We start from the raw sequence: 13,142 nt of genomic DNA, 5'->3' as shown, positions 1-13,142 counted from the left end.
GGGAGGTTTTACTAGTGGAGAAAACACTTGAGAAACCTAAAGGAAAATTTTTTGAAGAGATTCATTTTTTACGGGCATTTGCTTGTATTGGTGTGGTTCTTGTACACCTTAGTGCAAGCTATTATAATCAACATGGCCAGACCTTCAATTGGCTGACTTTTGCATTGAATCAGCTAGGGCGCTTTGGCACACCAACATTTGCCTTGATCAGTGGGTTTTTATTATTCCATCAAGTAAAAGCAAAAGGATTTGATTTTCAAAGGTTTTTAAAATCCCGATTCACAAAAATCATAATGCCATTTGTGGTTTGGAGTGTTTTTTATCTTCTGATCAAAGTAATCGTGTTGAATGCAACCTTGCCATCTGGACAAGATTTTATAGAATCTTTCTTAATGGGAGCTTCTTTTTACCATTTGTATTTCATGGTTATCGTTATCCAATTTTATTTCGTCTTTCCAATGTTACAAGCAATTAGAACAAAGTTATCATGGATGATAGCTTTGATTGTCTCATTTATAGTAAGTGCATTTTTTATAAATCTATCGAATTTCATATCCGTTCAAGAAGGCTTAGGAGCTCTTTTGAATAACCGTGTTTTCATTTTTACATGGATTTTTTATTTCATATTCGGTGGGTTCTTAGCATATTATTGGCGTTCAATAACAAAGCTTGTGACCAGCCAGGCTAAATTACTAATTTTAATAGCAATGGTATATGTATTAGCCATTTATGAATATCAAATAATGGGTTCGATTCCTTCAAATCGGATGACGAATTTGATTAATATTCCTTTATTAAGTATAGCTGTCATCGGACTGTTCCCGGTCATCCAGAGCAGACGAATCCTTTATGGTCCTTTAAAATTGATCGGAACACTATCGATGGGGATCTATCTCGTCCATCCCTTAGTATTGTTGTTTTTGAATCAAGTTTTACCACACACCGCATGGGCGACCAGAGGATTACCGATTATGTATATACTCGTGATGCTGCTCTCAATTGGAATCGTCCAGGCAATCCGAAAATTATCATTTGTACAGTATATCATTCCGGTACCGCGCATGCAGAACAAATAAATAACATCAACAAAAAGACTCTTTTTCAGAGAGTCCTGCAAAATAGGGCGAAAAAATCTTTAATAGAGAAAAATCCACCAGTTAGAAAAGTTGATCTTAACTTTCTGGTGGATTTTTACATGTTTCAAGAAGTATGGGCTGATATTACACATTTCCCAGCTCATTTTGTGGTAATAATTTTGTCATTCTTTTAATGTTTACAGCGAACACCGAGAGATAGGTTTGTATTTTCATACCTAATAAACCACGGTATTTCGCCCTGGTTAACCCATGGAATCTTTTTAATTCCGCATTCTTATGCTCTATAGATGGACGTACCTTTTTCCGTTCTTGATACTCTTCCGAGTCTAAGTACTTCATTTGTTGTTGATGTTCTTCAGAAATGATCCGAATGGAGTATGTTTTTGATTTTTTCCCCTCTTTATAACACCCTTCTTTTAACGGACATTCTTTACATATATCAACGTCAAAATAAAAAGTGTTCATTTGGTTTGTTCCAGTATCTTTTTTACCCGTTCGAGCTTTTCGAATACTATGGTGTCCTGCTGGACAAATCACTTGATCTCTTTCTTTATCATATTGAAAGTTGTCCTCTTCTCGTGCTCCATAAACAGATGGATTGAGTGGGATGGATGCTGTGATTAAATTTTGTTGTAAGTAGGATAAATTATGCTTAGATGAGTAAGCCGTATCAGCGAGAATTTCGTTAACTTCCATTCCACCAGCTTTAGATTGGTTCACTAATTCTTTTAATTGCTTACCGTCATCTACATTTCCTGGAGTGACCTGAACACCCGTAATAATTTCTTCTTCGGTCATCGCAAGATGATTCTTATAACCATAAAAGGATTTTGTAGTAGACTTCCATCCAAAACGCGCATCCGGGTCTACTGCTGACAGAATCCCTTTCTTCGAAAGAAGCCTTTCGTCTTCGACAATTCTCTTTGCGGTCTCCAGCTTATCCTTTATCGCGCCTTCCGCATCTGGAAGAGCCTGTTCGATTTGTTCACCTAAATGGGCTAAATACCGAAGCATTTCTTTAGCTTGTTCTTCCTCTGGAATATCATTAAGCTTTGGAGCTTTAGGTAATTTTTTATGTAGTTTGGTATGTTGTTTTTTAACGGCTCTGGAGAGCCTTGAAGCTGCTTTTGTTAGCACTTGTAGAGGCGAACGCTTACTTGCGTTTGCTTGGGCATGTGTAGAATCTAAAATGAGTGCTTTCGATTGGATGATCCCTTTTTCCTGGCACTGCTTGACGAGTTCTTCCAATACTTCCTCTACACGATTAGCTCCTAATCGATGGTTTCGAAATCGACTTAATTGTGTAGGATGGGGTAAAGAACTTTCGGGATTCAATCGTAAAAACCACTTATAAGCTAAATGTAAATTGGCATCTTGAATGACTTGATCATCGGATAAATCATATAAGGTCTGGATGAGAAGAATTCGAAGTAGTAACTCTGGTTCAGTCGCTGGTCGTCCGTAATACATACAATATGATTCCTTCGTAAGGTCATATATAAATGAAAAATCAACCACCTTATCGATTTTCTTTAATAGGTGATCTTCTGGTATTAAATTGTACAACTCGGCATGAAAGGAAAGAGTTTCTTGATATTGATCTTTTAACATTTATCCAATTCCTTTGCATTTTTCTTTCATCATATCAAAAAACGCCCCGAAGGGCGCTTTTTCCAGTTACTGTATTCGTTTTGCAGGACTCTCTTTCAGGGGTCTTTTTTGTTTTTTCAAAGAGAATCATTAAATAAGAAAAATAAAGAAGATAATGGTAATATAGAAGAAGTGAGTCAAAGTTTAGGGGGGATCAGACTTGCGGAAATCAATATTCATTCTAATTTGTCTCGTTTTCAGCCTCGTCGGTTGCTCTGACAAACCGAAGCCTGAAACGACGTTTGAAAGCTACATGAAGGCATGGGAAAAACAGGACTATGCCAAAATGTACAGCCTTTTATCAGAAGAATCGAAAAAGCAGATTACAGAAGAGAAATTTGTTGAACGGTATACGAACATTTATGAAGGTATCAATATGAGTAATTTGAAAGCTACATATAAATTACCGGGGGAAGAGCAGAAATACGATGAAGAGGATAAGCCGACGTTCGATTATACGGTAAAAATGGATACGCTCGCTGGTCCGCTTGAGACTTCCTATCAAGCAGAACTCGTCTATGAAAAAGGTGAAGACAGTGAGAAATGGGCAATCAACTGGAGTCCATCGATGATCTTCGCTGGCATGGAAGAAGGGGATACCATTTCAGCCACAACGATCAAGCCTGAACGCGGTGAAATTTTTGATGTAAATGGTGAGGGACTTGCGATCAATGGTGTAGTTCAAGAGGTCGGTCTTGTACCATCTTGGCTGAAAGAAGATGAAGAAGAGGTAAAAGAAAAGCTATCGAAATTGATCGATGTTCCGGTTGAGGAAATTGAGAAAGCTTTAAACCAATCCTGGGTCCAACCAGATTCCTTTGTCCCTCTAGAGGTGTTGGCGAACGATGACCGAGAGAAGATTGAAGCGATCCGACCGCTTAATGGGACTAAATTACAAGAGAAAAAAGCACGGGTCTACCCATTGAAAGCGGCCGCGGCACATTTGACAGGCTATGTCGGCGCTGTTAATGCTGATGAGTTGGAGAAAAAGAAAGACGAGGGATACACGGCTCAAGACATCATCGGTAAAACAGGCCTCGAACGAGCACTTGAAAAAGAATTGAGAGGTCAGCTCGGTGGTGAAATCGTCAACAAGGATACAGATGGAACAACAAAGGATATCCTTGCTAAAAACGAACCCGTTGACGGGAAAGATTATACACTGACGATTGATTCAGTTGTCCAGTCATCGCTTTTCCATCAAATGCGGAAGGACGAAGGTTCAGCAGCTGCGCTTAACCCGACCACCGGGGAAGTCTTAGCACTTGTCAGTACACCTTCTTATGACCCGAATTTAGGGGTAACTGGTGAAAAGTACAATAGGCTTGCAAATGACCCTTCTGTACCGTTGAGGAATCGTTTCAGCAATACGTACGCACCAGGATCCACTTTCAAGCCGATCACTGCTGCAATTGGACTTGAAACAGATGCAATCGATCCTGCTTCGGAAAAGAAGATCCCGGCAAACAACCGTTGGCAAAAGGATTCTTGGGGCGGGAATCATTACATCACTCGTGTCCCAAGTCCGGACACGCAAGTCAATTTACAGGATGCACTTGTCCGATCGGATAATATCTATTTTGCGATGGCGATGTTAGATATTGGTGGGGATGCGTTTTTACAAGAGTCCAAGAAGTTCGGTTTTGATGAAAAAATACCATTCCCGCTTGGTATCGAGTCCTCACAAATCATTAATGGAGGGTTCTCGAGTGAAGGTCAGCTTGCTGATAGTGGATACGGCCAGGGACAGGTAGAAATGAGCACTCTTCATTTAGGGCTGACATACACGCCGTTTGTTACAAAAGGGACGATGGTCAAGCCGATTCTTTTTACGGATGAAGAAAAATCGCAAACCTGGAAAGAGAATGTGATCAGTGAGGAAACAGCGAACACGATTGTGAATGATCTCGTGCAAGTGGTTGAAAGTCCGAATGGTACAGCAAATGATGTGAAGCTTGCCAACGTAAAAATTGCAGGCAAAACAGGTACGGCTGAATTGAAAAAATCGAAGGATGATAAAGAAGGGACAGAAAACGGCTGGTTCGTCGCCTGGAACACCGAAAACCCTTCTCTTCTCATCTCGATGATGATCGAAGACGTTAAAAAACGCAATGGCAGTCATTACGTCACGCCGAAAGTGGAGAAAGTCTTCGAGGATATCCTCGTAACCGAATAAAACACGTACGGTTGTCGGAAATTGAAAGCGGACTATAGTATGCCTCCGCCCGAATGATGTGTTTTAGTGGCTGGGATGATTTGCATTTTTTTGTTGTATATTTAAGAAAAAGAAGGAGTTCTGCCAGTTATCTTGCAGGACTCCTTTTAAAATACAAAATACGCATTTATTAAAGGGATCGGCTTATAAATTCCGAAATCGGCTCATAATTCCAGAAATCAAGCTGATTTTTTAGTACAGTCCTCAGCTAATATTCGTTGATGATCCCTTTAAGTTTATTCTGCCATTTTTCATCGTCTAAAATGATCTGGAACGAAATCCGCCGGTTCTTCTGAAGGGATTTGTCTGAACTTCCTTCTGCTATCGGCTTATATTCCGAATAGCCAGTCGCCGCAATGTATTGGGCGTATTTTTGCTCTTTGAACTTCGGATTGACTTCGGCCATGTACTTGACGACCGCAACGGCACGTTCAGTAGAAAGAGTCCAGTTGTCATAAGGAACTGAATCGGTATGCCCCTCGATCAGAATGATGTAGAGGTAGCGGCTCAACTCCTGCTCATCAATGATTTGGACCAGGGCGTCGGAAAGCTGTGCCAACACCTTTTTCCCTTGCGGACTGATTTCAGCACTACCGGTATCAAATAAAATGTTACCTTCAACCGCGATCGTGTTGTTCGGACCGCGGACGATCTTATCCTTCCCGACGTTCTCCTCAAGCCGTTTTTCAATCAGATCAGAAATATGTTTTTTAACATCGGCCACCTTTGCGAGCTCATGCCTTACTTCAGTCTGCTCATAAGCGTTATAGATACTCTGGATGTAAGCGATGATCGCGATGAACAGCATGACAAGGACCATCATCGCCATCATGTCTGTGAAGGACGGCCAGAAATAGCTCTTCGTTCCTTCCTCTTCGTTACGCCATCTTCTTTTTCGCATCGGCATCACCGGTGGGTTGTGTCATGCACAGTAATCCGACGTGGCTCATAATCCCGTTCATAGCGTGTGTTTTGTGTTTGGACGGTCGCATCCAGCAAGCGCTGTAACACATGGTAGACATCGCCGAAATATTGATGTGTCTGTTTGAATTCCCGCGACAAGTTTTGATAAACGGAGTCAAGTGCCCTGATGAGTTCGCGCATCTCCTGATCCCGTCCAGGTTCTTGTCTCGCTTGTCGTTCACGGTCAAACATATAGCCGAGCTGGTCGATGAAATCACGCTTGAATGTTTCGATCGTGCCATACCAGGCTTTTTCAAGGTGTTGAACTGAGCCGGCGAAGGACTCTGAAGCCCTGCCGTATTGCTCGGTTTTATCCTGATACCTGTAAAACCATTCGTCGTTTTGCTGTGCCATTTTCCGTTCGAAGTCTTCCTGCTTCGTTTCATATCGGGAAAGGACGGATTCCACGCCAGCGACGAGGGAACGTCCGAGTTCTTCGGCTTTCTTTTGAGATTCTTCAATCATGCGATCGGAGTGTTTCATCACATGTTCCATACGCTTTTGTCCTTGCTCAAGCTGTTCACTCGTCCGTTTGTATTGCTTTTCAAAGCCAGAGACATGATCGTTGAGCTTTGCAAGACTTTTATCAACTGAATGCTGGACAGATTCAAGCTTCGTGATCGTTTCTGAAAAACGGTCTCCGAACATGACGAGGACATCGGTGCTTTGTTTGAACTGCTCCGTATGATCCCTTTGTGCGGTTAAAATTCCTTTGACATCCTCCATCGCATCCTCAAGACCGGACGTGAAACCGACCATTTTTTCACTAAAATCGCCGATACTTTCCTGGAAGCTTTCCTGGACCTTCGATACGAGGCGATCCAGCAGACGCTCAAGGGAATCTTTTGGTTTTTCATTTTGCAGCTGTTCTTGTACGACGTGGTCGAGGACACCTTCTGCCTCTGCTAAAACCCGGTCCTGCAAGTAGCTGAGGGACGTGCCGCCAGTCAGGAAACCGGATTGCACGAAAGAGAGAAGAAGTGAGCTGCCGATTCCGGCGATACTGGTGACGAAAGCGATGCTCATCCCTCTGAACGGTTCTGAAATCGCAGCGACGATCGCTGAAACGGACAGATTGCCTTCACCAGGTTGGTTCCCGATGCTGACAAGTGTATCCTGCATCGCCATGATAGCAATCGTCAGACCTACGAATGTTCCGAGAACCCCGACGATGATCGCGAGGGAGGGCAAACCATGCAACAAGCGGATGATGTTGCCTGTCGGGACACGGAAAATGCCGAGAACCCGGATTGGCTGCTGCATCAAATGCTTTTCAACGAGGACTGGACTGTTTACATTTGAAACCCCGGAGAGATGAAAGTTCCGGTAGTCCTCAATCGCATCATTCATCCACCTCGACCCCCGGCCAGCCTGAACAGTAGCTACATCAATCTGCCTGAGCTCCTTCAGCCAATCGGCCAATTTTATACGTGCTTGGATGTTGCCGATGATTCCAAAAAGGGTGATGAACCCAATAATCCCAATGACAATGATCGTTATGTTTTCCAAGCTGCATTCCCCCTTGTCTACTCTCAGTCTATGAAAGTAACTAGGAGAACTTGCCCAATTTTATTAAACATCCCGGTGCCAGGTACCAAAACAAACCCCTTGGGACCGTAGAGATTTGAAATGGTGCCTGGCACCGATCTGAAAGCCTTCTCCCACAAGGGGTTTGAAAGTGTACCAGGCACCATTAACCGGTACAGCCCACCCCTACATAAAGAAAACCACCGCTTTTTAAGACGGTGGTTACTAAAAGTTATGTATTATCCTACAAAAACCAAAAATCAGTTCTGTACTTTTGCCTTTTGTATGATATTGAGTTTTTCGTCAAGCTCCTGGCTTATCTTAACGATGGTTGGATCTGAGTAGTTTTTTAGCCTTCTACTATACTCGTACATTAACTTCTGCATAGAATAGACTTCTTCATTATCTTTAGTCTGCATTGTTTTAGTAGTTTTCATCAAAATCCTCCAAGGTCAGACATTATTCAATCGTGAGTGAAGTAATAATTTTACATTAATGTCGAATCATTGTAAATAGAAAAATAGTTTAATAGGCCTATTCAGCTATTCTTGTAAAAATAGGGCAATAATTGCGGTTGTCAGACTGCATCATGGTAAACTGGAACGATTTATTTATATTTTACAATAAATCCATTAAACATTAAACAAAATCTAGTAGAGTTAGAAATAAAGGGAAGAAAATTCAATTTTAGGAGGTCTTTACATGTATCACCAGGTTACTCGGAAATGGACGACCTTAATAGCTTTGATTGCTATGCTTGTCACATTGCTGCCTATGGGCGTTGTCCAAGCAGAAACGACCATTCCGATTTCAGAAGCCAAGACCCAGAATGGCCAGACAGTGACAGTAGAAGGTGTTGTGACTGCGGATTTTACAGCTAGTAATCTATCAGCTTACATACAAGATGACACCGCAGGCATCAACGTTTTTTCTTTCAATGAAAATCTAGCAGACTTGAACATAGGTCAAGAGATTCAAGTTACAGGAGAAATCACTTCTTATCGAGGGTTGACTGAAATTGAGCCTCAATCCATTGAGATTCTATCAGAAGATAACGATCTACCCGAGCCTCAGCCGACTGAGCTCTCCACTCTATATAATAACGAAGCTGAACCGCTGGAAGGATCCCTTGTCAACGTCACAGGATACATACAATCGATTCCTTCTAGTCCAGCTGGCGGCGGCTATAACATTTCATTCATCGATGACACGATGCAAGGTGTGTTCCTCCGTATCGAAGGAGCAACAGACATCGAGGTCACCGAGCTTGAAGAAGGCAAATGGTATAACGTTACGGCTGTTGTAGGCCAATATGATGACTACCAACTTTTACCGACAAAATCAGAAGATCTTAGATTACTAGAAGACCAACCTCCGGCACCACAACCGGAAGAAACGTATGAAGCGACAGTTGAGCGAGTAGTGGATGGTGACACGGTACGCATAAATGACCCAGTGCTTGGGGCGTCCAATGTTCGTATGCTTTCAATTGATACGCCGGAAACGAACTATGAGGGTCAGTCGCAAGGTGAGCATGCAGAAGCAGCGACTGCAGAACTTCAACGCTTGCTGCCAGTTGGAACCGAAATCACACTCGAAGTAGGCGAAGAGCCGCTTGATAATTACGGGCGTTTACTCGCCCATGTCCACAAAGGAGATATGGACATCAATAAGGAAATGGTCCGCTTAGGACGGGCCGTGCCATATTTCATCTATCCAAACATGGAGCATTTCGAGGCTTACAGCAGTGCTGCTGAAGAAGCGATTGAAAACGGCCGCGGCATGTGGGATCCGGATAACCCGATCGAAGAGCTGCCGTATGAGTTCCGCTTTAACCTTCGCGGCGGTCCAGATAAATTTGTCGGGGATTATTTTACAAAAGAATATGTAGTACCCGAAAAATGGGAAGATAACCCTGTTCAAAACCGCGTCTTTTTCTTTGAAGAGCAAGATGCGATCGATGCAGGTTATACGGCGGCAGATGATGGAGGTTCTGAAGATAACATACAGGTCCAGTTACTTGGTGTCAACGATTTGCACGGTAAAATCGATGTGACAGGGACGTACGATGGCCTTCAATATGGGCGAATGGATTACCTTTCTGCTTATTTGAAAGAAAGGGAAACAACGAATCCGAACACATTGATCGTCCATTCAGGAGATATGGTCGGGGCAAGTTCTCCAGTCTCTGCGCTGCTTCAAGATGAGCCGACCGTCCACATGATGGAAGAAATGGGCTTTGACGTCGGAACAGTAGGAAACCATGAATTCGACGAAGGTGTCGATGAAATGCTCCGTCTGATTGATGGTGGTAACCATCCTGATGGCACGGAAAACTATGATGGCATTGATTTTCCGATGGTGGCAGCGAACGTTGAGTATAAAGATTCCGGGGATCTGGTATTAGATCCATATACCGTCCTTGACATCGGTGGGACGAAAATCGGTTTCATTGGAATCGTTACAACAGAAACACCGAGTATGGTTATCCCTGATGGCATACAGAATGTCAATTTTACAGATGAAGCAGAAGCGGTGAACCGTTTTGTTCCTGAACTTCAGGAGCAGGGTGTCGAGGCGATTGTCGTTCTTGCACATGAACCGGGCAACCAGAGCGGAGACACTGCAACAGGCGAAGTTTCTGAACTGGCACAAAACATCAATGATGCAGTTGACGTCATTTTTGCGGCTCATAACCATGTAAAATTGAATGCGGTTGTCGATAACAAGCTGATCGTTCAAGCTTGGGACTACGGTAAAGCATTTGCTGACGTCGATTTGGAAATCGATCCAGTGACAAACGACATTGTACGGAAATCCGCTGAAATCGTAGACGTCGTACAAAATGGTATGGAACCAGACCCAGTCATCACAGAACTGCTAGATTACTATGATGAGCTGGTCGGACCGAAGCTTCGCGAAGTCGTGGGTGAAGCGGCGATCGATCTGGAAGGCGGATATGCGAGCAAAGGACTCGTCGGTGATAATGCGCTCGGCAACTTGATCGCAGAAGGCATGCGTGCTGACATGGGCTCTGATTTTGCCTTGATGAATGGCGGTGGAATCCGTGATGACCTCGATGCAGGGGAAATCACCTGGGGCGAGCTTTACAACATCCAGCCGTTCGGGAACACACTTGTCCAGATTGATCTGACAGGTGATGATCTCCGCCAAGTCCTAAACGCACAATTCTCGAACTATGGGCCAGATGTCAGCATTGCAGGCTTCAGGTATACCTGGAATGAGGAGACCTGGGAAGTCATGGGACTGTATTTACCGGATGGAACACCAATCGACCCAGATGCGACCTATACCGTGGTCGTGAATAATTACATGTATCCGCATGGAACGGATGACTATCGATTGGACGAGCTTGGTGAGAATCCAAATCAAGGACCGAACGATTTGGATGCAACAATCAACTATATCCAAAGCTTTGAAGAACCGATCGAAATGTATCCGGATGCAAGGATCAGCAACGACTACTTCGCACCGACAACGACAGTAACAGTAGATGGAAATGTTGGAGAAGATACAACGAACGAGGAAGACGTAATATTTACGGTTGAAGCGACTGATAACGATGGAATCGGAGTATTGAGGACAGAGTACCGTGTAAATGAGGGGGAATGGGTAACCGTTGAAGATGGAAGCTTCACCTTGTCTGAAGAAGGTACTCATGTAGTGGAAATCCGTTCAGTCGATAAAAACTTCAATAGGGAAGAAGCACAGGTCTTTACGGTTGTGATTGGTGAGGAAGCGATCACGCTTGATGAATTGGATGAAATGGTCGATGAAGGATATGAGGAAGGGCACTTCAGTAACTACGGCATTTACCGTTCTGTACAAGCAAAAATCAACAGCGCACAACACACGAAAAATGAAAATGTACAAGCTGAAAAACTGGAATCACTTCAAGATCATGTCGAACGCAAAAGCGGAAAACACATTGACAAAACATTTGTAGAAGAGCTAATCGACGCAATTGATGGGATTTTAGAAACATTTTAAATTAAAAGAAAAACGCCAGGACAACAAAGTCCTGGCGTTTTTCTGCTTACTTTACTTTGTCTGTACCAGGCACCGATTAAGAAGCTAATAGTACCAAGGACTCCCAATCAGTGCCTAGCACCGCGATTCATCGACACTTGTTTGGGGAATGTATAGGTGCGGAATGGTTTTAAAAGCCTAGAATAAATTGCAGTAGGATACGGAGGAAGAGTCATTGAAAAAGTTGCATTTGGGGAGGAAGGCGATGTTTTGGACCCTGATTAGTGTCCTTCTTTTGATTTACATAGCTACGATGATTTATCACACATATAAATCGCTTCCTGAAGGGATTGCTTATCAGAGTGATGTATATAAGGTTCATGAAATCAAGTTCTATCACGATTTGACTTACAAAAAAGGGGATAAAACCGTGCATGAACTGAAGATTTTTGACCGGATCAATGAAATTATCATGGATGCGGATAAGTTCATCGTCCTCGATATGTTTTTATTCAACGGTTACTACGAGCCTGAACAATCTTTCCCGCCGATAAGTGAAAACCTGGCGAACACAATCATCAAAAAGAAACAGGAGAACCCTGCCATCAAAGTAGTTTTTATATCTGATGAGGTCAATACAGGATACCGGTCTTATCAATCTAAACTCCTCTCTGAACTCGAGGGAAACGGAGTGGAAGTGGTCTACACAGATTTGGAAAGGCTTCGGGACTCTACACCTTTGTACTCTGGAGTTTGGCGGATGTTTTTCCAATGGTTCGGGCAAAAAGGAGAAGGCTGGATCCGGAATCCTTTCGCCAGCACAGCCCCGGACATGACTGCAAGATCCTACTTGAAACTTTTAAATGTAAAGGCGAATCACCGTAAAGTGGTCGCGACGGATAAAACGGCACTCATCACATCGGGCAATCCGCACGATGCATCCGCTTATCATGGGAATGTTGCTTTTGAATTTGGTGGTCCGATCATTCAAGAGATCATCAACGCAGAGCAAGCAGTAGTCAACATGTCAGAACCAGGTATTGACCTGCCTGATTATGATCGTGAAAAAGGTAAAAATTCGGGGCAATATCAAATTCAATACTATACCGAAGGAAAAACCCATAAACAAATCGTCGAAGCGATCAATGAAACGAATGAAGGAGACGAGATCCTCCTGGGGATGTTTTATATTGCTGATCGCTCTGTCATCAATCCGCTTATAAAAGCTGCTGAACGCGGCGTCGATGTCAAAATGGTGCTCGACCCGAATAAAAATGCCTTCGGGAATAAGAAAGCGGGTCTACCGAACATCCCTGTCGCAGAGGAACTATTAGAGGATTCAAAGGTTAAAATTGAAGTCCGATGGTACAATACGGGAATGGAACAGTATCATACGAAAATGATGTATATTAAAGATGAAGAAGAAGCAACGATCATCGCAGGCTCTGCCAACTACACAAAAAGAAACCTGGAAGCATTCAATCTAGAGTCTGATCTACAAATCAAAGGACGACCTGATTCAGAACTTATGAGGGAAGTCGAGCAGTACTTTCATCGGATTTGGAACAACAAAGGTGGAACCTATACTGTTGATTATGAAAAAAATAAAACCAAGCTGACCCCGTTACAGCGTGGCGTTTATACAATCCAGAAATTTTTGAGAATGACAACCTATTAAAAACCAAAAAACAGACCTCACC

Annotated in this window: 8 protein-coding genes; 4 read left to right on the top strand and 4 right to left on the bottom strand. The window is 43.1% G+C overall.

What is annotated here, in order from left to right:
* The first annotated feature begins 14 nt into the window (after positions 1–14).
* A complete protein-coding gene (locus ACJROX_RS28730) occupies positions 15–1,076 on the top strand; it encodes an acyltransferase (RefSeq protein ID WP_408008583.1) in 1,062 nt (353 codons plus the stop codon).
* Positions 1,077–1,220: 144 nt separating this feature from the next.
* Here ACJROX_RS28730 and ACJROX_RS28725 read toward each other — a convergent pair whose 3' ends face one another.
* Entirely contained in the window at positions 1,221–2,708 is a 1,488-nt protein-coding gene (locus ACJROX_RS28725) for an IS1182 family transposase (protein WP_408006191.1), read from the bottom strand.
* Positions 2,709–2,907: 199 nt separating this feature from the next.
* Here ACJROX_RS28725 and ACJROX_RS28720 point away from each other — a divergent pair, with 199 nt between their 5' ends.
* Positions 2,908–4,923 carry a penicillin-binding transpeptidase domain-containing protein gene (locus ACJROX_RS28720; protein WP_408008582.1) on the top strand — a complete coding sequence of 672 codons (2,016 nt, stop codon included), beginning with the start codon at positions 2,908–2,910 and terminating at the stop codon, positions 4,921–4,923.
* A 247-nt stretch (positions 4,924–5,170) separates the two neighbouring features.
* Here the strand turns inward: ACJROX_RS28720 and ACJROX_RS28715 are convergent, their stop codons facing one another.
* The 3 genes from ACJROX_RS28715 to ACJROX_RS28705 all read right to left on the bottom strand — a co-directional run bounded on the left by ACJROX_RS28715 (position 5,171) and on the right by ACJROX_RS28705 (position 7,889).
* The gene (locus ACJROX_RS28715) at positions 5,171–5,863 is read right to left on the bottom strand and encodes a flagellar motor protein MotB (protein WP_408008581.1); all 693 of its coding nucleotides are present in this window, start codon (positions 5,861–5,863) and stop codon (positions 5,171–5,173) included.
* Between the two features lie 5 nt (positions 5,864–5,868).
* Positions 5,869–7,434, bottom strand: a complete 1,566-nt coding sequence (locus ACJROX_RS28710) for a hypothetical protein (protein WP_408008580.1) — start codon at positions 7,432–7,434, stop codon at positions 5,869–5,871.
* Between the two features lie 278 nt (positions 7,435–7,712).
* Positions 7,713–7,889 carry an aspartyl-phosphate phosphatase Spo0E family protein gene (locus ACJROX_RS28705; RefSeq protein WP_408008579.1) on the bottom strand — a complete coding sequence of 59 codons (177 nt, stop codon included), beginning with the start codon at positions 7,887–7,889 and terminating at the stop codon, positions 7,713–7,715.
* Positions 7,890–8,154: 265 nt separating this feature from the next.
* Between ACJROX_RS28705 and ACJROX_RS28700 the strand changes: the two genes are divergently transcribed.
* Positions 8,155–11,463 (top strand): 5'-nucleotidase C-terminal domain-containing protein, encoded by a 3,309-nt coding sequence (locus ACJROX_RS28700; RefSeq protein ID WP_408008578.1) that lies wholly within the window; start codon positions 8,155–8,157, stop codon positions 11,461–11,463.
* Positions 11,464–11,707: 244 nt separating this feature from the next.
* Positions 11,708–13,120, top strand: a complete 1,413-nt coding sequence (locus ACJROX_RS28695) for a phospholipase D family protein (protein ID WP_408008577.1) — start codon at positions 11,708–11,710, stop codon at positions 13,118–13,120.
* The last annotated feature ends 22 nt before the right edge of the window (positions 13,121–13,142 follow it).

It is taken from the genome of Pseudalkalibacillus sp. A8 (genome assembly GCF_045920555.1).
Lineage (GTDB): Bacteria > Bacillota > Bacilli > Bacillales > Fictibacillaceae > Pseudalkalibacillus.
This window is presented reverse-complemented; position numbering and strand designations above follow the sequence as displayed.